Annotated in this window: 19 protein-coding genes; 16 read left to right on the plus strand and 3 right to left on the minus strand. The window is 38.2% G+C overall.

Annotated elements, in window-relative coordinates; all coding sequences use genetic code 11:
• Window positions 1-57: 57 nt before the first annotated feature.
• The 13 genes from I7804_RS05065 (at window position 58) to I7804_RS05125 (ending at window position 15,070) form a co-directional block, all read left to right on the plus strand.
• Window positions 58-1,149, plus strand: coding sequence for a hypothetical protein (locus I7804_RS05065; RefSeq protein ID WP_248405252.1), 1,092 nt, complete (start codon window positions 58-60; stop codon window positions 1,147-1,149).
• 88 nt (window positions 1,150-1,237) lie between these two features.
• Window positions 1,238-2,167: an alpha-1,2-fucosyltransferase gene (locus tag I7804_RS05070; RefSeq protein ID WP_248405253.1), complete on the plus strand. Its 930-nt coding sequence runs from the start codon at window positions 1,238-1,240 to the stop codon at window positions 2,165-2,167.
• Between the two features lie 108 nt (window positions 2,168-2,275).
• Window positions 2,276-3,526, plus strand: coding sequence for a glycosyltransferase (locus tag I7804_RS05075; protein WP_248405254.1), 1,251 nt, complete (start codon window positions 2,276-2,278; stop codon window positions 3,524-3,526).
• 91 nt (window positions 3,527-3,617) lie between these two features.
• Window positions 3,618-5,456, plus strand: coding sequence for an ABC transporter ATP-binding protein (locus tag I7804_RS05080; RefSeq protein WP_248405255.1), 1,839 nt, complete (start codon window positions 3,618-3,620; stop codon window positions 5,454-5,456).
• A 1-nt stretch (window position 5,457) separates the two neighbouring features.
• Complete coding sequence (locus tag I7804_RS05085) at window positions 5,458-6,486, plus strand: glycosyl transferase (RefSeq protein WP_248405256.1); 1,029 nt, start codon at window positions 5,458-5,460, stop codon at window positions 6,484-6,486.
• 70 nt (window positions 6,487-6,556) lie between these two features.
• Window positions 6,557-7,501 (plus strand): glycosyl transferase GT17 family protein, encoded by a 945-nt coding sequence (locus I7804_RS05090; RefSeq protein ID WP_248405258.1) that lies wholly within the window; start codon window positions 6,557-6,559, stop codon window positions 7,499-7,501.
• 43 nt (window positions 7,502-7,544) lie between these two features.
• On the plus strand, window positions 7,545-8,306 hold the full coding sequence (locus I7804_RS05095) for a DUF5672 family protein (RefSeq protein ID WP_248405260.1): 762 nt from the start codon (window positions 7,545-7,547) through the stop codon (window positions 8,304-8,306).
• Between the two features lie 3 nt (window positions 8,307-8,309).
• On the plus strand, window positions 8,310-9,104 hold the full coding sequence (locus tag I7804_RS05100; protein WP_248405262.1) for a glycosyltransferase family 2 protein: 795 nt from the start codon (window positions 8,310-8,312) through the stop codon (window positions 9,102-9,104).
• Window positions 9,105-9,146: 42 nt separating this feature from the next.
• On the plus strand, window positions 9,147-10,607 hold the full coding sequence (locus I7804_RS05105) for a DUF3329 domain-containing protein (RefSeq protein WP_248405264.1): 1,461 nt from the start codon (window positions 9,147-9,149) through the stop codon (window positions 10,605-10,607).
• A complete protein-coding gene (locus I7804_RS05110) occupies window positions 10,607-11,785 on the plus strand; it encodes a hypothetical protein (protein ID WP_248405265.1) in 1,179 nt (392 codons plus the stop codon). The genes I7804_RS05105 and I7804_RS05110 overlap by 1 nt, the downstream gene beginning before the upstream one ends.
• Window positions 11,782-13,191 (plus strand): sugar transferase, encoded by a 1,410-nt coding sequence (locus tag I7804_RS05115; RefSeq protein ID WP_248405267.1) that lies wholly within the window; start codon window positions 11,782-11,784, stop codon window positions 13,189-13,191. The genes I7804_RS05110 and I7804_RS05115 overlap by 4 nt, the downstream gene beginning before the upstream one ends.
• Window positions 13,192-13,200: 9 nt before the next feature.
• A complete protein-coding gene (locus I7804_RS05120; protein WP_248405269.1) occupies window positions 13,201-13,779 on the plus strand; it encodes a hypothetical protein in 579 nt (192 codons plus the stop codon).
• A gap of 31 nt (window positions 13,780-13,810) precedes the next feature.
• Window positions 13,811-15,070 (plus strand): glycosyltransferase family 2 protein, encoded by a 1,260-nt coding sequence (locus I7804_RS05125; RefSeq protein ID WP_248405271.1) that lies wholly within the window; start codon window positions 13,811-13,813, stop codon window positions 15,068-15,070.
• Between the two features lie 188 nt (window positions 15,071-15,258).
• Here I7804_RS05125 and I7804_RS05130 read toward each other — a convergent pair whose 3' ends face one another.
• The 3 genes from I7804_RS05130 to I7804_RS05140 all read right to left on the minus strand — a co-directional run bounded on the left by I7804_RS05130 (window position 15,259) and on the right by I7804_RS05140 (window position 18,941).
• Window positions 15,259-16,590, minus strand: a complete 1,332-nt coding sequence (locus tag I7804_RS05130; protein ID WP_248405273.1) for a DUF6056 family protein — start codon at window positions 16,588-16,590, stop codon at window positions 15,259-15,261.
• A 172-nt stretch (window positions 16,591-16,762) separates the two neighbouring features.
• Window positions 16,763-17,791: a glycosyltransferase gene (locus I7804_RS05135; RefSeq protein ID WP_248405274.1), complete on the minus strand. Its 1,029-nt coding sequence runs from the start codon at window positions 17,789-17,791 to the stop codon at window positions 16,763-16,765.
• Window positions 17,792-17,882: 91 nt separating this feature from the next.
• A complete protein-coding gene (locus I7804_RS05140; protein WP_248405276.1) occupies window positions 17,883-18,941 on the minus strand; it encodes a glycosyltransferase family 4 protein in 1,059 nt (352 codons plus the stop codon).
• Between the two features lie 265 nt (window positions 18,942-19,206).
• On the opposite strand from I7804_RS05140, the gene I7804_RS05145 reads away from it, so the two are divergent.
• From I7804_RS05145 to I7804_RS05155, 3 genes are all read left to right on the plus strand, one after another.
• Window positions 19,207-20,928 carry a hypothetical protein gene (locus I7804_RS05145; RefSeq protein ID WP_248405278.1) on the plus strand — a complete coding sequence of 574 codons (1,722 nt, stop codon included), beginning with the start codon at window positions 19,207-19,209 and terminating at the stop codon, window positions 20,926-20,928.
• Window positions 20,929-21,037: 109 nt separating this feature from the next.
• Window positions 21,038-21,952 carry an alpha-1,2-fucosyltransferase gene (locus tag I7804_RS05150; protein WP_248405279.1) on the plus strand — a complete coding sequence of 305 codons (915 nt, stop codon included), beginning with the start codon at window positions 21,038-21,040 and terminating at the stop codon, window positions 21,950-21,952.
• A 175-nt stretch (window positions 21,953-22,127) separates the two neighbouring features.
• Entirely contained in the window at window positions 22,128-23,591 is a 1,464-nt protein-coding gene (locus I7804_RS05155; protein ID WP_248405280.1) for an MBOAT family O-acyltransferase, read from the plus strand.
• Window positions 23,592-23,654: the final 63 nt, after the last annotated feature.

Consider the following 23,654-nt stretch of genomic DNA (forward strand, 5'->3'; position numbering starts at 1 on the left):
TTATCAGAATCAGGATGGATAAGACTGATCAGATTCATAGTCTAAGAATGGAATTATATGCAGGATAAAAAAAGAATGCTCACCACAAAGTCGTGGGTTAAAATTTTCATATCGATCTTTGTATGCCTTGTAGTTTTGATGGCGGCTATGGTGGCGGTGATAGATCCTTTTTTCCATTACCATAAACCGCTGGGAGCATTCTATTACACTCTTGATAACGAGAGATATCAAAATGACGGAATTACAAGATACTTTGATTATAATGCCCTCATAACGGGAACTTCGATGACCCAGAATTTTAAGGCCTCGCAGGCACAGGAACTCTGGAATAGAGATTTTATCAAAGTCTGCTATGCAGGTGGTATGTTCAAAGAGATCAATGACAATATAGAACTGGCTCTTGAAACTCATGATGTAGATGTTGTCGTGCGAAGTCTTGATGGAAGTTACCTGCTTGTAGATAAAGATGCCGAAAGAGACGACCTTGGAACCTACCCGGAATATCTTTATGACAGCAATGTATTTAATGATGTTAACTACCTTTTAAATAGCACTGTCATAGGCGGATACTGTCTTCCAATGCTATTTAAGTTAGGGTTGGGAAATACTGGCGGCATCACATCTTTTGATGAATACAGTAACTGGATGGGGCAGGCAACGCTTGGAGCAGCATCGGTCCTTGGAGATAAGACCTCTTTTGAAGCTCCTGATGATCTGATCACTTCTCTTACAGATGAAGAGATTCAAACCCTTACAGATACTGTTAAGCAGAATATAACAGATACAGCACAAGCTCACCCTGATACACAGTTTTATTATTTTTTTCCGCCGTATAGTGCTGCATATTGGGGCGGTTCTTGGGAAAAGGGGACTATGTTAAAAGAGATGGAATGCTATAGGCTAGCTGCCAGCCTCATACTACCATATGAGAACATACATCTTTTTGCATTTGATGATATGACTGATATGACATGCAACCTTGATAATTACAGGGATGTATCGCACTATAGCGGTGATGTAAGTGATATGATCCTTGAGATGATGGCAGCAGATGAGAACAGACTCACACTTGATACTTACAATGAGTACTATGATGAAGTTGAACAGTTTTATAAAAACTATGATTTTAATGAACTGATACCAAAATGATTGGCGTAGTACCAGATAAAATGGGTAGCATAATAAAGTAAATGTTAATTGAAAATTTGTGGGCATAGTAAGAGCCGGAAGAGGCAAAATGATCATAATTAAACTCCAGGGAGGGCTTGGCAATCAGCTCTTTTTGTATGGACTTTATAAGAATTTTAAGCATCTAAAAAGAGATGTTAAAATGGATATCGAAAGCGGCTTTGAAGGCGATGAACTAAGAAAGCCTTGCCTTGATTGTATGAACCTTGAATATGCTATAGCTACAAGGGATGAAGTTACGGATATCAGAGATTCATATATGGATATTTTCAGCCGTATCAGAAGGAAGATAACAGGAAGGAAGACCTTTGATTATTATGAACCTGAGGATGGGAACTATGATCCCAAGGTTCTGGAGATGACCAAGGCGTATTTAAATGGCTATTTTCAGTCAGAGAAGTACTTCGGAGATGAGAAATCTGTTAAAGCTTTAAAGGATGAACTTACTAAGGGTAAAGAAGATATCCTTACATCCACTGATCTTATAACAAAGATCTATCATGATATAAAAAACAGCGAATCAGTAAGTCTTCACATAAGAAGAGGTGACTATCTTACACCAGGTATAATCGAAACATATGGCGGCATCTGTACAGATGAGTACTATAACAAAGCAATAGCGATGATAAGAGAAAAGTTCTCTCTAGCAAGACTTTTTATTTTCTCAAATGATATTGAATGGTGCAAAGAGAAATTCGCTAGTGATAAGAATACTACATTCGTAGATACGATAGGTATTAGCAAATCTTCAGAAGAGAATAAAGAGATTAAAAAAAGTAATAATAGTATCAGCGAATATAGAGACTTGGCAGAGCTATACCTGATGTCAGCCTGCAAGCATCATATACTTGCTAACTCAAGCTTCTCCTGGTGGGGAGCATGGCTGTCAGATCATGAAGGTATGACTATCGCACCTTCTAAGTGGCTTAATAACAAGAATATGACTGATATATATACTAAAGATATGCTGCTCATATGAATAAATATGGCATGAGATCAGCATGAACAATAGGCATAAGTTTGCCGACATTAAATATTCGTAACCCAGATACCTATTTACAATGTATTACATGACTTAGTAATGCATATGAAAAAATTGTCAGGAGATATAATGCAGGAATATCCAAGTTATAAACTAAATAGAATAGCTGAAGCAGATCAGACAGATCTTATAACTGTGATTGTTGCCTGCTACAATATCGAGACATATATAAGAAGATGTGTTGATTCTATCACAGCGCAGACTTATAAGAATCTTGAAATCCTTATAACAGACGATGGATCAACAGATTGCTCCGGTTCTATCTGCGATGAGCTTGCAAGTAAGGATTCAAGGATCAAAGTATTTCATACAGATAATCATGGCCTTGGCCTTGCACGAGACTATGCCATGGACAGAGCATCCGGTACATATATAACTTTTGTGGACGGTGATGATCATATAGAGCCTAGGATGTATGAAGAGATGATGGCTGCGATGAAGGCTTTTGATACAGACATAGTAGTAGCCGGATATGAGAATGTATATGAATCCAAGAATACCAAAGCAAAGAGCATAAACCTTACAGGCACGAAGGAATCAACAAAAGAACCAATTAAAGAATCCACTAAAGAATCTACTAAAGAATTAGCTAAAGAAAGTAGCGCTAACGGAGAAGATCTGCAAAACGTGACAGCTTCAAAAGATGAAGTCTGCTATCTCTCAGATCTTGCCTTGATGAATTCAGAAAATCTTCTAAGGGCGCTTGTAGAAGAAGATGAGAAATACGTAGTTCAGAACTGCGCATGGAATAAACTCTACAAAAGAAGCCTTGTAGAAGAGGGCGATAAGCTTAGATTCCCTGAAGGTCACTATGAAGATATAGTATATACAACAAAGCTTCTTAATAAAGTTAAAAGCGGCGTAGTTATCTGCGATAAGCTATACAACTATATAATTGATAGAAGCGGAAGCATCATGAATCAGGGTGTCAAATGGGATATACTGACCCAGCAGATTCCTGCTTACAAGGCGCGTAACAAGGTACTTGTAGATGCAGGATACCCTGAACTTGCATACATACATCAATATATGGTATATAAGAAACTATTGCTTTTATACACTCAGGTCAGAAGGTCCAAAGATCCTGAGAAGAAAGCTAAGATGGATGCTCTTGCAGAAGTGATAAGGGGAGTAAAGAATAATTATGCCAAGGTGTATAGCTGCAGGATCGCAGATCCTCATCAGGAACTGAGGATGAAATTGTTCCTTAAAAATACTATGCTGTATAATTCTTTTATGGCAGTAAATGATACATTTATAATACCTGTAAAGATATGGGTAAGTAATAAGTTATAAAAAGATATTAAAAAGTTTTTACTCTTAAGAATGGAGATTTCAAAAACATAGAAATCAGCTTAAGAGTTTTAACATATAAGGAAGGTTAAAGATGGGATCTACTAACACAGAAAAAAACGAAAAGAACGTCTCTACACAGGAACTTAGTTTATTTCACAAGATAAGATATATATTTGACAGACGCCAGAAAAAGCAGTTTGTTGTTCTTGGCATCATGATCCTCTTGGGAGGCCTTTTTGAGACTCTTGGAGTATCAATGGTAGTACCTGTTGCTGCTGCAATAATTACTCCGGACACACTCCACAGATATCTTGAAAAGGCTGCAGAAAAGGTTCCATTTATTGATGGTATCCTCAGGGTATTTGGACTTGATTCTGATAAAAAGCTTATGCTGTTTTTGCTTATATCACTGATGGTCATATTTGTTATCAAGAATATATATCTTCTCTTTCTTTCAGCAAGGCAGAACACCTTTGTTACATACGGGAGAAATGAGATGATAAGCCGTGTAATGAGAGAGTTCTTGAACAGACCCTACGAATATTACCTTGGCGCAGATATACCAACAGTATTCAGAATTACAGACTCAGATATACCTAATCTCTTTCATATGATCATGGCGATCCTTTCGCTTGCAACAGAGCTTGTAGTATCAACATGTCTTGCTATTGTACTAATAGTTGTTAACTGGCAGATGACTTTGTTCATCGTAGCAGTATTTCTTGTTATTACAATTGTTAATACCAAGGTATTAAAACCCCGTATGGAAAAATACGGAGCAGAAAATCAGAAGGTTCAGTCCAGGATAGCAAAATGGCGCCTTCAGGCTATATATGGTCTTAAGGATGTTAAAGTCCTTCACAGAGAAGACTTTTTTATCAGAAATTATTATGAGAGCGGACTTGATGGAGCAAGACTTTCAAAAGATTATGCTATCTTCAACTCCCTTCCAAGATTTTTAATAGAATCAGTATTCATGGTTGCTGTACTTGGCTATATTGCTATCTATGTCCTTTTGGATGGTAATGTTGGAGATCTTATCCCGCAGCTGACAGCATTTGCAGTTGCTGCTATGAGAATCATGCCTAGTGCCAACCGTATCAATACTTACATTACAGAGATTGCCTACGAACAGCCAAGCCTTAACTTTGTATATGATAACCTGACAGAGTCCATGAAAGCTGACAGTCAGATGAGAGCTATAACTGAGAAGTATTCAGGACCTGCGCTTAAGCTTGAGAATGAGATTAGCCTTAAGCATATTACATTCCATTATCCTGATACTGACAGTAATATCTTCTCAGACGCAGATATGCTGGTTCCGAAGGGTAAATCTGTCGGAATCATGGGAGCATCAGGCGCCGGTAAGTCTACTATAGTAGATATACTTCTGGGACTGCTTCATGCTCAGACAGGTGAGATACTATGTGATGGCAAGAATATATTCAGTAACTATGAGTCATGGCTTTCTCAGATAGGATATATACCTCAGTCTATCTATCTTATAGATGAGAGTATCAGAGAGAATATTGCATTTGGTATAGATGCATCCAAGATCGATGAAGACAGGATCTGGGAAGTCCTTAAGGAAGCTCAGCTTGATGAGTTTATAAGATCACTTCCGGAAGGACTGGATACCAAGATAGGTGATAGAGGTGTAAGACTTTCAGGTGGACAGAGACAGCGTATAGGTATTGCAAGAGCGCTGTATCACAATCCTGAGATTCTGGTATTCGATGAAGCTACATCTGCTCTTGATAATGAGACTGAGGCAGCAGTTATGGAAGCCGTTAACAGCTTCCATGGCAAGAAGACCATGGTCATAATAGCACACAGACTTAATACTATAGAGAAGTGTGATATAATTTATGAGGTTCGTAACGAAAAGATAGTACAGACCACATTGGAAGGACGTCATATAATTCACTGATATGATTGGTACAGAGATGATCAAAGGACAGGGGTTGGGCAACCAACTCTTTGTCTATGTAACGGCAAGAGCCATTGCCACTGAGAAGGGGTGCGAATTTGGAATTCTAAATCCCGAGCAGTTTGGCAATAATATACATTCATCAAATGGCATGTATTTCATGGATATTGACTGTGGTAAGGTCATATCTCCCAATGACAAAGACAAGATGCATATCTGGAATGACGATGATACCAGGATATATCTTGGTACTTCAAAGTCAGATATGGAGAATGGAATCTATGTAAGCGGACCTGATGACAGTATCCATGATATAGAAGATAACACCCTTATATATGGCAATCTTCAGGCGGAGTCCTATTTTATCAAATTTAAAGATAAGATCAAGGACTGGCTTAAAGTAAAACCTGAGTATGATTCCAAAGAGTATACAAGGGATAACCTGTGTATTCTGAATATGCGAGGCGGTGAGTATTCATCAAGTCCGGAGCTATTCCTTGGAAGAAACTACTGGCTAAAAGCCATGAAGCAGATGAAAAAGATCCGTCCTGACATGGAGTTCATGATAGTGACTGAAGACGTGGAGTCTGCAAGGAAGATCCTTCCTGAAGTTGAAGCACACCATTTTGATATGGGCAAGGACTATGTGACAGTTAAGAACGCAAGGTATCTTGTTGCGTCTAACTCATCTTTTGCAGTACTTGCAGCACTTACAAGCGAGGAACTTGTGTATGCGATAGCCCCAAAATACTGGGCAAGACATAATGTATCTAATGGTTACTGGGCTTCAGAGCAGAACATATATAGTTTTTTCCACTATATGGATAGAAAAGGGAAGATGTTCACAGCTGATGAATGCAGGGCAGAACTTGAAAAGTTTAAAGCCACTTCCGGCATATATACAAAGAAATCCAAGAAGGCTACCGGCTTTATGAGAGAGATGCAGACATTAAGAAGTCAGCTTATCTATAAAACCTGGATGGCCGGGAGAGCATTTAGAAAAATTCAAAGAATGATTAGTAAAGCTTAATTAGTAAAGCTTAATTCTTCCAGACCAAGTGTGAAGTTTGGACAAAACAAATGATAATAGAGGATGATCCATGATCTACGATTGTTTTCCGTTTTTTAACGAGCTTGATATATTAAAGCTTAGGCTCAATATACTGGACCCTTATGTAGACCGTTTCGTAATAGAGGAAGCGACTACAACTTTTTCCGGCCAGCCCAAGGAGCTTTGCTTTGAAAAAAATAAGGACATGTTCAAAGAATTCCTTCATAAGATAACTTATATAGTAGTTGATGAGAATCCTACAGATGTGAATGCTTTTGAACGTGACGTATTTCAGAAAAATCACCTCATAGAAGGTCTTAAGGATGCTACAGACAAGGATATCATAATGCTAAGCGACTGCGATGAGATTCCTTCTCCGAAGGCACTTAAATGGGTATTTGATAACTTTGATCCGTCTAAGGTATATCATCTTGCACAGGATAACTTCTATGCTTTTTTTAATATGATGGAGATATCAGGTAATCTCTTGGAGACAGAGGGTGAGTTCCCTGAGATTCCTGATAGGCAGCGCAAGTGGCTTGGTACTAAGATAACAAGTCTTAGTCAGATCCCTAAGGATGGCATAGTTCGACTTCGAGATCAGATAGCTACTACAGATCCCAGGTCTGTAAGAGTTCCTGAAGGCGGCTGGCATTTTGGATACATGGGTGGACACCATGAGACAGATGCAGCCAAGCGTATAGGTGTTAAGGTCAAGGCAGCAGCCCATCAGGAGTACAATGATAGAGAGATACTGGCTGAGACTATGGACCAGCTCATACTTGGAAGAGACCTTCTAGGAAGAGATGCAGAGTTTGCAAGAGTTGAGATGGATGACAGGTATCCTAAGTATTTATTAGAGCATCTTGATGAGTATAGTTACCTTGTTATGCCCAGGATAAGCGGATTTAAAAAGCTTATGGCAAGACTTGATCTTACGGTAGGACGTTTTTGCCGTAAGGCTTATCACCATGTGATGAGAAAGTTTAGATGACTTAAGTGGTGATGGAAGTGGCGCTTAATATTCGAGGTTTAAAATGGCTGAGTACATAAACGGAAGACTACAGCTCCCTAATGTCACATTAGTAGCTATGACAAGTGTTAAGGTTAAGGCTACTGTCAAAGCTATGGAATATTCCATGCGAGGCATTGACTTTGGAGATGCAGTCCTTATTACAGATAGAAAGCCCTTCGGACTTCCAAAGGGTATAAGATATTCTCATATTGATAAAATAGACAATATAGATAAGTTCAACTATGCATGCGTATATGAGATTCATAAACATATAAATACAGATTATATCATGCTGGTCCACTACGACGGATTTATTGTTAATCCTGATAAGTGGCGGGACGAATTCCTTGATTACGATTATATCGGATCTCCATGGCCGCTTCCACCTGAAGGTGACAATATAACTTATAGAGATCCTGATGGTGTGATCATAAGAGTTGGTAACAGTGTTGGAATAAGGAGTAAAAAGCTCCTGGAACTGCCAGAAAAGCTTGGAATCCCGTGGGAGAGCTTCTATGGCTGGTACAATGAGGACGGTTTTATATGCTGTCATCATCATAAGGAGCTTGAAGCAGCAGGCTGCAGATTTGCTCCTATAGAAGTTGCAAGATACTTTGGCAGAGAGCAGACCTTTGAAGAAACTAAGGGGATAGAACCTTTTTCTTTCCATAAATGGGATGATGAGAATAGCAAGTATCCAAGATTTGATAATCCAACAGTATTTCAGAAGATGTATAAGGGTATAAGGCATATAGGCCATGTACTGCTACGCCGAGGGAACTGACGGATGAAAGATAAGAATGGTAGATTGCATACAGATTATAAAGTTTCGATCTGCATTCCGGTTTATAATAATCCGAATGGACTTAAAAAGCTTCTTGATAGCATAAGGATTCAGGACTATAAGGACTATGAAGTAATTGTAAGTGATGATTCTGATGCTGGTCATGCTGAATTGTGTAAAGAGATCACCCTTAACTATTCAGAACATATGACTATCAGATACATAAGGCATGAGTCTACTGGAAAGCCGGGAGATAACTGGAACTCTTCGATCAGTGATGCAAGTGGTGAGTATATCAAGATGATGTTCCATGATGACTGGTTTACTGATAGATTGTCACTTGGAAGATTTGTAGAACTAATTGATAATTCCAAGGCGCAGTGCGCTTTTTCAGGAAGCATGCAGGTATCAGATGATTGGAGATATGCAAGGCATATCAATACTTATAATCTTGAGCTTATAAAAAAGGATATACGAAATCTGTATGTAGGTAATGTGATAGGAGCACCAAGTGCTACTATTTTCAGGAACAAGGGAATACGTTTTGATAACAGGCTTCGCTGGCTGATAGATATGGATTATTATCTTGCAGCCATGATAGATGAGAAGGATACGATCATAAATACAGATGAGCCTCTTGTGAGTATAGGGATAAGTGATAGTCAGCTTACTAACTACTGCAGACAACATCCCGGAATTGTAAGGCGCGAATATCTGTATGTTGGCAGAAAATACGGATTACTTGGGAATACTGAGTACAGGAAGTATCTAGTATCTCAGCTCAAGAAACCTCACTAAATACACATTTAGTGAAAGAACACATTAATGAGAGGAATGCTAATGCATGTACTTAATTTGAATGACAAATGGAGAAAGAACCTGTTCATAGTAGAAGTTATAGCATGTTATATTACGGTTCTTGCGTTTATGATACTAACTCCAATGCTTGGAGATGACTTTAACTACTATGCGACGGTCAATAAAGCAGGGAGTTTCTGGCAGCTTTTTGCACAGGAATATGATCAGTATATGCACTGGACAGGTAGATCTGTTGCACATATCATCCTTAGAATGGTATTTTATTTTGATGCTGTGATGCTCTTTAATTTCCTTTCCGCAGGCGTATTTGTTCTTTTGACTTTGTGCATTTATTTTCATATAGACAGAAGACGTAGGTACGATTACAGGCTCTACTTACTCATAGTCCTCATGCTCTGGATATTTGGAGTTTCTTTTGCAGAGACTATACTTTTAAAATATGCATCCTGTAACTATCTTATAACCACGGGTATAATAATCGGATTCCTGACTCTTTACAGACATTGGCTCATCCAAGGATCTAAGGGCAGTATTCTAAGATGCATAGGGATGTTTTTATTTGGAATTGTGGCAGGATGGTGTAGTGAGAATACATCAGGCGGAGCAATTCTGTTGCAGCTAATATATTTTGCAGTTATCTTATATAATCGTAAGCATGATAGTGTAGATACCGGCCGAAAAGCTCCAGCAGTAGAAAGTGCTTCTAAGCAAAGTGATACCTTATCTGTAGCTATGTACGGTAATAAGATCATGCCGTGGATGATCACAGGATTTATCGGTATGATCATCGGATTTGCCTTTATGATATCTGCTCCCGGCAACTATATTAGAGCATCATTTGTAGAAGAAGAACATACCGGCTTGGTTGGAATGATAGCAAGGATTCAGAAGACGACTCTCCTTATAAGGGACAATTTTCTGATCCTTATATGCATGTTTATAGTCATCCTTATAATACTAAGGGTTATGGGTAAGACCTGGAAAGAGCTTCACAACATGCTCTTATACGGCTTTTTGTTCCTTGCAACAGCTTATAGCCTTATAATGACAGCTGAGCCTCAGGGCAGAGCCTTCTTTGGCGCAGGTATCTATCTTACCATAGCAATATGTCAGGGATTTTCTGATATCAAGCTGGATGAGGGTCCCAAAGAGCTTAATAAAGCCTTTTATATAGCAGGAACTTGTCTTGTATCTTTGATGTTCGTTCATATGTTCTTTGAGTATATTGACAGCGGAGTTGATCTTGGACGAATATATCGTGAAGAGTCTGAGAGGAATGCATATCTTGCACAGAAGGCAGCAGAGGGAGCTACCAGTATCGAAGCTCCGATGTTAAGACCTGATTTTGATAACAAGTATACTTTTGCATATGTACTTGATATAACAGAAGATCCCGGATACTGGACTAATACTGAAGTCGAAGCTTATTATGGAATAGAATCCATAAGCGGCGTAGAAAGAGCAAACTGGACAGAATACTGATGCCTAATATTATCGAAAGATTAAGAGATTCACAAGAACTTAATAAAGTCAGAAGCATTCTTTTTGATATCATGCTGACAATTGAGCTGATAGTAGTCTTTCTTGATAAGAGTGATTTTCACTTTGCTTATGAGAGCTATGTATTTCGTGTGACATTCCTTATATCATGCCTTATCATCCTGCTGGGAATTACAAAATATGATATCAGGGAATACGTCATAACTCTTGTTTTGATGGTTATTGCGCTTATAACGTATAGAAGCAGTGGCAGGAATGACATGATAAGATGTCTTACATTTATCGCTGCGTGTAAAGGGCTTGATATTAGAAGTAAGCTGAAACTGTTTTTCTACGAGAATCTTATTGGCTCAGCTATTCTTATAATATTGTCTGTGACTGGCATATTTGGAAAAGTCATGGTTCAGCATGCAGATGGTCAGATGCTGTATGTATTTGGCTTTGGTAATGCCAATGGATTTCATTGTATGTTTATGATGATACTTTTTCTTGGAATATATATTTATTCTGAGAGGCTAAAGTGGTATCATTATTTGGCTCTGTTTATATTAAATATAATTGTTTATAAACTGACTTCCTGTGAGACTGCATTTGCACTAGTGGCATTGGGACTTATATGCTTCTACATGGTCAAAGGCGTGGCTATCAAAGGAAGGAAGTTAGGAGAAGCAGGTTGGATCTATATTGCAGGAATAGCAACATTCCTTTTTGCTATAGGATTCTCTGTATGGGCTGCAATTGTCAGTAAATATACCTGGATGCCATGGTTTAAAAAGGTTCAGTTTATTGATAAACTGTTAACCGGAAGGATCATGAACCTGTATTGGAACTGGGATGCGCATCCTGGCGCGATTGAAAGCTGGAAGCTGTTTGCAGGCAGTGATACAGATTATTATTTTGACATGGGATGGTGCAGACTTGCATATTGGTATGGAATAATACCTGCGCTGTGTGTTATAGTACTCTTGCTGATATTATATATAGATTGTATGAACAAAAGAGACGGGTATCTTCTTGTCATACTTACATGCCTTAGCATTTATACTATTGTTGAGGCTCATATAGTATCTGTATATATCGGCAGGAATTATATACTACTGTTTTTGGGAGCATGTATATATAACATTTTTGATAAAAGGGATGGGGAAAAAGTAAGATGAATGGTAACAACAGGTATGCGATCAGGTATCTGGTCTGGCTTTTGGATGCAGCCATTATAGTTCTTTCGTTTGTGGCAGCAACATACATCAGATGGCAGAACTTCGTGGATATGGATTCACAGAAGACTCACTTTCTGGTATGTCTTATCCTTGTAATGGTGTCGGGTATATACACCTTTGGAGTTGATGCCAACAGGGATTTTATGAAACGCAGATTCCCTCAGGAATCCTACGCTGTGATGAAGTATGAGCTTGTAATAGTCCTTACTACAACAGTTATTAACTATTTACTGAATATAGGCGGAACATTCTCACGTCTTGTAATGTTCTATTTTATAGTTCTAGACTATCTTCTGACAGTACTGGTACGCCAGCTCATTAGGAAGTGCCTTGCTGCTTATTGGAAGAATGCTGATACAGCTGTTAAGATATTGGTACTTGCTGAGAAGGAACACCTTGAGAGGACTATAAGACATCTTCAGCATCACATAGATATCAACTATGCAATCGTAGGAGCTGTGTGCCTTGATGCAGATATGAAGGGCGAAGTTATAAGAGGAGTAAATGTCATATCTGACAGGAAAGACCTTGTCAAGACAGTTACTACAATGCCTCTTGATGAAGTGTTCATATATACTCCCGGAAGTTCACAGGATGCTCTTGCAGACGTTATCAATGCCTTCTCTGATATGGGCGTTACAGTTCACTACTGCGTAATGCTCCCAGGTATGCGAGGCAGGACTTCAATCGGAATGCTGGGCGGATACTCGGTAGTAACCTATGCTAAGGGAACAGGCAGATACAGAGCCCTTATCATTAAGAGAATGGTAGATATACTTGGCGGCCTTGTAGGATCCATATTTACCATCATACTGACTGTGTTCATTGGAATAGCTATTAAGATCGATTCTCCAGGACCTATCTTTTTCTCACAAGTGAGGATAGGAAGGAACGGTAGACGATTTAAGATTTATAAATTCAGATCGATGTATATCGATGCTGAAGAGAGAAAGAAGGAACTTGAATCTCAGAACGAGATGACAGGACTTATGTTCAAGATCAAGGACGATCCCAGAATCACTAAGGTTGGAGCCTTTATCCGTAAGACAAGTCTTGATGAGTTCCCGCAGTTTTTCAATATATTAAAGGGCGATATGAGCCTTGTTGGTACAAGACCACCAACAGAAAAAGAATTCGAGCAATATAATGAATATTACAGACGCCGTATCTCTATGACACCCGGACTTACCGGAATGTGGCAGGTTAGCGGCAGAAGCGATATAGAAGATTTCGACGAGATCGTAAAACTTGACTTGCAGTATATAGACAACTGGTCACTTGGACTTGATATCCGTATACTCTTCAAGACCGTAAGCGTCGTATTTAGAGGAAGCGGAGCATCGTAAACTTAGATTATGAATCTGGCAATTGACTGTTTTACACTGATCAAAGAGGATCAGTCAGAAAATGGAATATATGAGCTTATGAAGAAGCTGATAGCCTATCTTGGAGCAGAGAACCTTAGAAGGGACTGCGAGCATCATATCATGGTAATGGGCAATACCTATAACCAGAACGATTTTGATGCAGATGGAACGAGCTTTCTTCTAATGGATGGGGATCCTAAGGACAAGCTCTATACCTTCAAGTGGGAGAACTTTGTAGTGGCATCTATAGCACCAAAACTTGGATGTGACAGAGTCTTCTTCCCATGTGGCAAGCTCCCTCTTCACTACAGAGGCGATAAGATGGCACTTCTGTATAGCACGAGGCGCAATGGTCAGCTTCAGCCCCTGTCACCGGATACTGTCAGAAAGTATATATCCTCAGCAAGGAAAGCTGAGCATATAGTAGTTACGGAAAGCTCTCTTGAGAATATGCTGCTGAGCAAGGCTTCAGGCGTGGAGTCCAAGATATCTGTCATGCCGGATCTGGCTAATGTCAAGACTGATCCTATGGTTTGCGGAAGATGGTGGACAGAGCTTTTTAAGTAAAATCATTAGATCATATAAAGAGGTATAGCATATGATAAATGCTAGTAAAGTAGACAATAGTGCCACTCTTAATATAGAAAATGCTATTAGTGATGAAAATAATGTAAACAGTGGAAACAAGCCTTTCACAGGGCTTGTTTCTGTTATTATACCGGTATTTAATGCCGGGGATGCAATAAGAGCCTGCGTAGAGTCAGTGACTAATCAGACCTATAATAATGTTCAGTTAATACTTGTGGATGATGGTTCGACAGATGGAAGCAGCAGAATATGCGACGAATTGGCTGGAAACCTTAATGGACGATATGCTGATCATAAGTCAAATGGACAATCTGGAGATAATTGGTCATATAGGCAATGTGAAGACTATCAGTTAAATGGACGAGTTGGTGATGATCACTCATCGATTTCTGAAGTTGTGTTTGAAAATGACCAAAGAGAAAATAACAGAATATCAATCATAGTGATCCATACGGATAATAACGGTGTATCAGCTGCTAGGAATGCCGGCCTAAAGGTTGCAGAAGGCGATTGGATCACTTTCGTAGATGCAGATGATATTGTAAAGGACGACTATATAGAAAGGCTTGTAAGCGCTGTTAACGCTTTTAAAACTCCTGTAAGCTCTAAAGACCCTGCAATCACTGATCATAAGGCTTATCATCTTATGATGGTGACTATGACAGACAGGATAGCTCCTGATACTGATATGAGCGGATACTATTATATAGAGCATGGAGTCCTTAATGAAGACTCTCACGTATGGGGCAAGCTTTATAACAAGAAAGAGGTCGATGCCTGCCTTGGATCAGCCTGGTTCCCTGTAGACTTGTCCATAGGAGAGGATATGCTCATGCTCCTTGAGATGGCAGCTAAGATGGAGAATAAGAAAGTATTTAGATCTATACCTGCAGGAAGTTATGTATATACAGAGAATGAGCAGGGAGCAATGTTAAGGGCCTATAAGCCGTCATATATGGATCAGATAACATGCTGGGATAGGGCAGAAGAAGTTCTGGAACCCTGCAAGGGACATATCAGTGATTATGTGTATGTAAGGCTGGCAGAGATTCAGATTATGGCTGCTCTTCTTGTAGCAGGCAAGATTGCAGTATCTTCTAAAAATGAGGATTATAGTGATGCGATAATTAGGATAAAGACAGCACTAAGGCATGCACTTAAAAGAAATGGTGCATTTGCGGCATTATCAGTCGGATATAAGATCAAAACCTGTATATTCAGATTCTCTCCAAAGCTATATCTGAATATGTATGGAAAGTGGAAGAATTAAGCATTATAACTTGAATATATTCGTTTATTATACGGAACTATAGATAACGGACTACTAAGAATATAAGACTAAAAAGATTAAAGAATAAGACCATAAAAGTTATTAAAAAGACTTCTATGAATGAGAATTATTTAAAGCAAAGATTGCTTGGGATTCTCATTCTTAGAAGTCTTTATTATAGCTTGTTATTATTGGGCTGTTACTGAATTCTTGTGGTAATATGCGGCCATAGCTTCATTAATCCATACAGTAGGATCGTTTGCAATTTCAAAACTAAGAATTGCTGGAGGAGTTTCAGGAGGGAATGGAACGACTACATCGGATTCCGGTGAGTTCTTGATCATATCCATAATCTCATATACTCTGCCTCTGTAATAATTAATATTATTATGATTGGTCTGATCTATCAGATCGTATCTGGCATTTGTAGTGAATATATCTGTATAATGAGTGACTGTCAAAAAAGTCAGAATTAGCAAAACTGAAGCATTAAGTTTTCTGGTTGCAACAATACCACTCCATTGACGGATATATATACCAAGAGAAAATGCCAATAAAAGTATAGAAGTATAAGAAACAAAGTCAATGGTAAAGATACATCTATTCTGAATTTTGTCAAAAGAATCATATGCATATCCTAAATATACAGGGAAACATGACAGTACCATCATAATAATGGTCAGAAAACAGGATAATAATAATCGTAGTCCATTTATTTTTAGTTTGCTCTTAAAACGTATACCACAGTATATAGCTACAATACAGAAGATGATAAAGCCAGGATTCTTAAGAATATTAGGAATCTCATTATGAAAGATTCCTTCGAAAGATAATTTGAAAGCGTCATGAATGCTTATTTGTACTTCATCTTCTTTTCTAAGACGATATCCTGGAGCAATAACATTGATCAAAGTTGATATAGCAAGGAATAAAGATACGATGAAAAGGCTATTGTTTATCCTTTTTTGTCTTACAAGCTCTGTTATATTAAGGAGTACGACAACAAGAACCATAACAGGAATATATATGATATAGATGCCTCCACATATCAAAGCCAGTATAGAAGTGAGTATAATCGAAATTAGATTATTCTTGTAAGTAAGTCTAAAAAATGCAGCCAGAGTAAAAAGCAGTATTCCAAGTCCAAGGCAATACTGGTTACAAGCAGAGAACCAAAAGAAAATCTGCTTGTAAGAGTAGTAGGAAAACCACGGTATTATTATGCCTGAGAAAAGACATATCTTCAAAGTGAAGTCACGTGAGCCAATGTAGTTGCAAAGATAATTGATAAATGCAAAAAGACCAATGATAACAAGAAGTATATCTATTTCTATGAATATAGCTAATAAAGCTTCATTTTTCGCTATCAAGCCAAGCTCAAAATAGGTGGTAAAAAAACAGCTAAATGCTCCTGCATGAGTCATATATCTGTGATAAACAACTTTAAGAGTACGAAGAAGTAGTCCCCCTTCAAACATATCCCTTACAAGCACGGCGTCATAGAAGTCATCTGTGATCATGAAGCTGAAAGATGACGCCTTTAGAACTGTATGAAGAGTTATATAAAGGTCAATAAGTAGTAGTAAGATAAAAAAGCTTTTCTTAGTAAGCAGTTTGTCTTTTGGAATAACTGCTTAACTGATAATATAATATCCATTTCATTTCCCCTCATAAAATGTATTGTTGTGTATATCAGTTGGTCTTTCTGTCATATGTTAAAAGAATGGTCTGGATCAGTTTAAGAACAATTCTTAATGGATGCTTCATTCCAAAATAGATAAGCTTATTAGCTTTATTACTAACTTCAAGTTTTGTCTTTAATATTTTGTCACGAAGACCTTTTTCCATAAGGGTAGCTCTGACTGCAGATAAAACTCCCGGATATTGAGCTCGAAGTTCGTTCTTGACATATACAAACATAAGCCGTAAATATTCCCTATCGGCCTGAGTCCTGGCATTTTTGATTCCCTTTTCACTCATGACATCAGAACAGGTATCACACAAGAGTTTTATATTATCAAGTATCTCGGTGTTATGAGAGTGTGATATGGAAGTTGTTACTGTTCTGTAATGGTAGTAGCACTTATCTGTTACGTAGAGTCTCTTACAGTCACACAGAGCAGGGATAGTAATATTGACGTCTTCTCCAAGTCTTATTGCACTATCACAATACTTGAGATTGTCTGTTATGAGCTTTCTTGATATCAGCTTCATACAGCGTGAGAGAATCACGGTTCTTTGCTCCTGACCAAGTAGTCTTGATTTGATGTTATCAAGATCTTCCCCGAAATGCTGACCGCATGATACCATGTGATGGACTTCCTTGCGCTCATTCTGTTTCTCAATCATATAATCAGAGCTTATGATCTCACAGCTTTTAAAAGCCTGGCTTGTATGAGCATAGAGCTCTTCGAAGAACTCACTATCAATCCAGTCATCACTGTCTATAAAAGAAAGGTAGCTGGCAGTTGATGCTCTTACCCCTTCTATCCAGGCACTTTGAAGACCGCCGTTTTCTTTGTGAATCACGCGAACTCTGGGATCTGCACTTGCATAATCATCGCATAGTGAAGGACTCTTACCATCAGTAGACCCGTCATCTACGAGGATTATCTCCATAGATCTAAACTTAGAAGCAAGCACATTGTCCATGCACTTTGGAAGATATTCTGCTGTGTTGTATACCGGAATTATAACGGCTATATCGGGCGTGTTGTCCATGTAAACCTCTTATAATGATTATTTATTCTATAGTAAACGACTAACTATTTTGATGGATGTAACGTCAGTTAAGTTTGATAATGACAACATTTCATCTAATGATGTCATTATATATTTTAATGATATTATCTTTCATTTTAGTAATATCATAATTATCTTTGGCAAAAGAGTATGCCGCTTGTCCCAATGCCTTTTGATAATCTATATTACCAATTACCTTTTTTAGTGCAGTGTATAGCTTATCTGAATCCTTGGGCTCAATAAGTAGTCCAGTTTTGCCATCATCTATCATCTGATCAAGGCTGCCTACATTAGAAGCTATAGTTGCACAGCCATGTGCCATACCTTCAGCAACTGACAGAGGCATTCCTTCATAGTAAGAAGGAAGTACGAAGATAGGACACTTTTCAAATAGATCTTCTTTGGCTTTAGAATCAATCCAGCCGCAGGCTGTTACGTTATCAGAGAGGCTCTCAATGCGGCTCCTAAAGCTTTCATCTTCATAGAAACCTCCTATATAGAGATGAACATCAGGATAGTCTTTGGATAGTCTTTCTATAGCATCAAGAAGTTCGCTTATGCCCTTATCCTTGCAGATTCTTCCAAGGAATAGGATATTGCGCTTGTCATAATCTTTGTGACCAGGATCAATATCAGGGATTGTGATACCATTGCCTATAACCTTGATCTTATCATCACCAACGATTATGTGTCTGAAGAACTCTTTGAAATTAGGTGCAAGGACTATGAATGCATCACTTTGGTTGAAAAGGGATACCATCTTATCATGGGCCTTGCCCTTAAGATCTTGCCCATAGAAGCGGTTAATATCACCGCCGTGCTGATGTAGAACCAGCTTCTTGTGATGTCTAAGAGCCATTTTTATGAAAAATGACTTGCGGTAATAACTGGCATCTGCAGAAACATGTATATGTACTATATCGTATCTGTTAATACAGGTAAGTGCCTGAAAATAGGCTTTTGCAGCCTGTAACAGTTTGCGCACCTTGGAACCGTCAACCATAGTTCCTATATATTTGATATCAACTTCTTTATCTATACCTGCGCTGTAAAGGTTATTTACAACACTAGAGACGCCGCCTTTTACACTTCTGGCAGGACCTAGCATTAATACTTTGATCTTTGGCATAAAGCTCCTTTGGAAAAAACAGACTTTTGTATGGTCATCTCTTTGGTCGTATATTTGTCAACAATTTAGAAATACGCACTTTGACCATCATTCTAATAGATTGTATAATTTAGAAGCGATATTGTAAAGAATTGGGATAGTCATGTGATCACATGCTGCTATGGCGTGAAGGTCAAATGTTACTTTTGATCTAAATCTCTATATTTCATAAATCGCAGATGTTAGACTAATACGAGGAAAGGGTTAGATATTAATTAACTGATAAATGGATAAAAGATCTAATTATTATAATGCATCATTCCAAAGAGCCGGTCATTGCCTTTATTGCTTTCTTACAGCTTTGATCATAATGCTGTTATGTACTAGGTCATCACCACTATATGCCTTTAATAACTGGGATGATTCCAATAGCTATTTTACTGTTGGTAAGTCTATATTCAAGGGACTTGTCCCATATAGGGATCTCTTCGATCAAAAGGGTATGATGTTATATACCATATATGGCATAGCTTCGCTGATATCATACAAGACTTTCTTTGGAGTATTCATAATCGAAACTATTGCAGCTATGCTTGTCTGCATAGCTATGTTCAAGATCTATAGCCTTTATATGAGGCAGGAGATCAGTCTTGTACTTATGAGTATAACAGCTGCATTCATCTACTCTACCAGGTCCTTTTGGTGGGGAGGTAGCGCAGAAGAGATGATGATGCCTCTGTTTATGTGGGGGCTGTATCTTAGCATGAGATATTTCAAAGAAGAATATCCAAGTAAGATCTCTTATAAGACGTTGTTAATAGGAGGCGTACTTGCAGGTTGTGTTCTCAATATCAAGTTTAATTCGCTGGGATTTTTCTTTGCCTGGATGGTCATGATCCTGATAGCAGATCTTACGGCTAGGGATCTTAAGATATCGCACAAGCTTAAAAGGTGCGTGATACACGGATGCATATTCCTTCTTGGAATGCTGATAGCAACTATCCCGTGGATTATCTACTTTGCGCTAAATGGGGCACTGTATGACTGGTTTCATGTATACATATATCTGAATGTGTTCGTATATAGTGAGAAGCTTCCGATGTTGCAGCGTATATACAATATGTGCAAGATCATATATAACCATATACTGTCGAATCCATACTGCGGTTTTATGGCGTTTCTAGGCGGTGTAAGCTTTATAGTCATGAAGAGCAGATGGATAGAGAAGCTCAATGTTATCATGCTGGCAGGATTTACAGCGCTTCTTATATTCATCGGAGGAGTTGAACTTCAGTACTATTCACTTCCGCTTTGGACATTTGCAGTACTTGGTGGTATTGAAATAGGGCGAATTGCAGAATATCTGATCAATAATTCTATCTATAAAAAGAGTAGTAGAAGAAATATAAAAGATGTCGAAGATATTCTTGCCACAAACAAGAACGATGACGACACAATAATTAATGATTCAAAAGATGGTATAGATATAAAAAATATCAAATCTGATAACGAGATTTCTTTTAATAAAGATTGCAAAAGTATTCTTGATTATAGTAGTGAGTCAGCAAAAAGTAAAAGACATGCAATAAGAATGATCACAGGGATATGTGCTGTTATTATAGCCGGTATCATTTCCTATACCACCTCTATGAACACCTTATTTATGAAGTATAAAAGAGACGATCTGTGGATATATCACTTTACAGATATAATTGAAAGTTCAGGTATTGAGAATCCGACCCTTATAAATATGGGGTGCTTTGATGCAGGATTATATACAACTTGCGGAATAGTTCCTACATGCAGGTTCTTCCAGACGCAGACTATTAAATTAAGTGATGTCGGAGAAGTTCAGGGAGACTTTATCAGAAACGGAAGAACAGACTTTGTCATGGCTAGAGGCAATATTCCTGAACATATAGATGATCATTATGAGCTCATAGCCCAGGAAGACTGGGAACAAAGCGGATATGAACTTACTTATTATCTTTATAAGCGGGTAAGGTAAGCCTCTGGTATGATAACGATAGTAAACGACGGACGTTTACTATAGATAAAGTATCAGAGAATCATTGGAAATACACAGTGATAGTAGTTTTATAGGAGATATAGATTTAATGCTTATTATCAGAGTTGCAGGCGGACTTGGCAATCAGATGCAGCAGTACGCCATGTATAGAAAACTAAAAAGCCTTGGCAAGGACGTGAAGCTTGACCTGTCCTGGTTTAATGAAGAGAATCAGAAGGGATTTCTTGCCCCCAGAAAGTGCGAACTTAAGTTGTTTGAAGGAATTGACTTTGAAGAATGTAGTGATAAGGAGAGATCTTTTTTTATTAATAGAGGATTTGTCACCAAGTTAATTAATAAAGCGATTCCTTCTACCAAGAAGATATTTGAAGAGACCAAGATGTATCATCCTGAGATCTATTCATTTAAGGACAAGTATCTTGAAGGGTATTTCCTTTGCAATAAGTATTATGATGATATACTTCCGTTTCTTGCTAATGAGATAGTATTCCCAAGGCACTCTGATCCCGAGATTCAGAAGAGGAATGAAGAACTGATGGAGAAAATGGATGGTTGGCATACAGCCAGTATTCACTTAAGGCGTGGCGATTATGTTTCACAGCCGGAGAATGAGGCTTTGTTTGGCGGCATAGCTACAGATGCCTACTACGATGCAGCTATAAGATATGTACTTGACAAGGATTATCAGACTCATTTCTATATATTCTCCAATGAGCCGGAATATGCAAAAGAGCATTACAGCGATACATCCAGATATACTATCGTAACTGGCAATGATGGCGACAACAGCCTTCTTGATATGGAGCTTATGAGCCACTGCAGATACAATATCTGCGCTAACTCAACTTTCTCATTCTGGGGAGCAAGGCTCAATAAGCGTTCTGACAAAGAGATGATCAGAACATTTAAGATGAGGAACAATCAGGAAGTCAATGCCAGAGAGATGACTGATTACTGGAAAGACTGGATCCTTATAGATGAAAAAGGAAACAGGATCTTCTGATATTAGTGAATATGAATGAATATATAGTAAAACTATATATTGAGATCGTACATTAAGATCTTACGTTAAATCTATTCATTAAGATTGTTCATTAAGAATGTACGTTAATACTGTTCATTAAGAACGCTGAAAAATAGATTATGAAAATAAAAAAGCTCTTAGGTGGAGATGATATATGCAGATCTTATCATTATACTTTTTGATATTCCTTGCAATTGTAGCAGTTGTTAACTATGTATTGCCACAGAAAATACGTCCATATTGGCTTCTTGTTGCCAATATGGCTTTTTATGCAAGCTACAAGGTAGCAGGTCTCTTAGTGATAATAGCCGGAATCATAATATCATATACTGCAGGAAGGCTAATACAGAGAAGTCCTGACAATAAGAAGATGATCCTTGCAGGTACAATATTAGTCCTTGTAGGAAGCCTTTGTTATTTTAAGTATACTGTGCTTCTGGGTGCAACAATCAGGAATATACAGGAACTTGTAAGAGGAAGTTCTGATTTTAGGCTTGAAAGTATACTGATACCACTCGGCATATCATATTTTCTGCTTCAGATGATCGGATATGTGGTAGATGTATATAAGGGCAAAGCTGATGCTAACTGCAGCATTGTCAACTATGCATTGTTTGTATCCTTTTTCCCGACAGTTGTATCAGGTCCTATAGAGCGTGCCGGCAATATGATCCCTCAGTACGAGAAGCTTCCGGGATTTGATGAAGACAACATACGAAAAGGTATACTTCAGATAATATGGGGATTTTTCCTTAAGATGATAGTTGCAGACAGATTGGGAGTAATAGTCAGCACTGTTAATGCTGATCCTGCTGCGTATAAGGGAACTGTAGTATTTATAGCAGTACTTATGTATGCGCTTCAGATATATACAGACTTTGGAGGATATTCAAGTATCGCAATCGGAAGTGCGAGAATACTTGGCATAAAAGTCATGGACAACTTCAATTCGCCATTCCTTTCTACAAGCGTAGCAGAGCTCTGGCGTAAATGGCACATATCGCTTTCTACATGGTTAAGAGACTATATCTATATTCCTCTTGGAGGTAATAGAAAGGGAACGGTCAGGAAGTATCTTAATCTTCTTATTACATTCTTTGTAAGCGGTTTGTGGCACGGCGCTGTATGGACCTATGCAGTATGGGGACTTATAAATGGTATATTTCAGGTACTAGGAATGATTCTTATGCCTGTTAGAAATAAGGCTGTGGAAGTTTTTCACATAGACAGGGAAGCTTTCTCACATAGACTTTTGAAGACTTTTTTTACTTTCTTCTTGTTCTCATTTGCTTTTATCTTTTTTGGCAAGGATACCTTTGCACAGGCAATCCTTATAATAAAAAATATGTGGCAGTTTACGCCATGGGTACTGACAGACGGAAGTTTATATACACTTGGCCTTGACAGGCCTGCTTTTAATCTGATGCTCTTAGGTCTTATGCTTATGGTCATTGCGGATATAGCTAAGTATAAGGGTGTGAATATTTCGGAAGTTATATCAAGACAGAGTCTGTGGATCAGATGGTGCATATATATAGGTGCTCTTGTACTTATATCAGTATGCGGCGTATGGGGACACGGATATGATGCGACAAGCTTTATATATGTTCAGTTCTAGGACATAGATTATTTATAGATTACTGATTCACACGTCTATTGATTATACAGATAAATATTGGAT

The organism is Butyrivibrio fibrisolvens (assembly GCF_023206215.1).
Lineage (GTDB): Bacteria > Bacillota > Clostridia > Lachnospirales > Lachnospiraceae > Butyrivibrio > Butyrivibrio fibrisolvens_C.

What these genes read in the sequence shown, in the direction of transcription:
- I7804_RS05070 (WP_248405253.1), top strand. Translation starts at nt 1,238, where the DNA reads ATGATCATAATTAAACTCCAGGGAGGGCTTGGCAATCAGCTCTTTTTG.
- I7804_RS05155 (WP_248405280.1), top strand. Translation starts at nt 22,128, where the DNA reads ATGCAGATCTTATCATTATACTTTTTGATATTCCTTGCAATTGTAGCA.
- I7804_RS05105 (WP_248405264.1), top strand. Translation starts at nt 9,147, where the DNA reads ATGCATGTACTTAATTTGAATGACAAATGGAGAAAGAACCTGTTCATA.
- I7804_RS05145 (WP_248405278.1), top strand. Translation starts at nt 19,207, where the DNA reads ATGGATAAAAGATCTAATTATTATAATGCATCATTCCAAAGAGCCGGT.
- I7804_RS05135 (WP_248405274.1), bottom strand. Translation starts at nt 17,791, where the DNA reads ATGGACAACACGCCCGATATAGCCGTTATAATTCCGGTATACAACACA.
- I7804_RS05095 (WP_248405260.1), top strand. Translation starts at nt 7,545, where the DNA reads ATGGCTGAGTACATAAACGGAAGACTACAGCTCCCTAATGTCACATTA.
- I7804_RS05115 (WP_248405267.1), top strand. Translation starts at nt 11,782, where the DNA reads ATGAATGGTAACAACAGGTATGCGATCAGGTATCTGGTCTGGCTTTTG.
- I7804_RS05080 (WP_248405255.1), top strand. Translation starts at nt 3,618, where the DNA reads ATGGGATCTACTAACACAGAAAAAAACGAAAAGAACGTCTCTACACAG.
- I7804_RS05075 (WP_248405254.1), top strand. Translation starts at nt 2,276, where the DNA reads ATGAAAAAATTGTCAGGAGATATAATGCAGGAATATCCAAGTTATAAA.
- I7804_RS05100 (WP_248405262.1), top strand. Translation starts at nt 8,310, where the DNA reads ATGAAAGATAAGAATGGTAGATTGCATACAGATTATAAAGTTTCGATC.
- I7804_RS05150 (WP_248405279.1), top strand. Translation starts at nt 21,038, where the DNA reads ATGCTTATTATCAGAGTTGCAGGCGGACTTGGCAATCAGATGCAGCAG.
- I7804_RS05140 (WP_248405276.1), bottom strand. Translation starts at nt 18,941, where the DNA reads ATGCCAAAGATCAAAGTATTAATGCTAGGTCCTGCCAGAAGTGTAAAA.
- I7804_RS05125 (WP_248405271.1), top strand. Translation starts at nt 13,811, where the DNA reads ATGATAAATGCTAGTAAAGTAGACAATAGTGCCACTCTTAATATAGAA.
- I7804_RS05085 (WP_248405256.1), top strand. Translation starts at nt 5,458, where the DNA reads ATGATTGGTACAGAGATGATCAAAGGACAGGGGTTGGGCAACCAACTC.
- I7804_RS05110 (WP_248405265.1), top strand. Translation starts at nt 10,607, where the DNA reads ATGCCTAATATTATCGAAAGATTAAGAGATTCACAAGAACTTAATAAA.
- I7804_RS05090 (WP_248405258.1), top strand. Translation starts at nt 6,557, where the DNA reads ATGATCTACGATTGTTTTCCGTTTTTTAACGAGCTTGATATATTAAAG.
- I7804_RS05120 (WP_248405269.1), top strand. Translation starts at nt 13,201, where the DNA reads ATGAATCTGGCAATTGACTGTTTTACACTGATCAAAGAGGATCAGTCA.
- I7804_RS05130 (WP_248405273.1), bottom strand. Translation starts at nt 16,590, where the DNA reads ATGATCACAGATGACTTCTATGACGCCGTGCTTGTAAGGGATATGTTT.
- I7804_RS05065 (WP_248405252.1), top strand. Translation starts at nt 58, where the DNA reads ATGCAGGATAAAAAAAGAATGCTCACCACAAAGTCGTGGGTTAAAATT.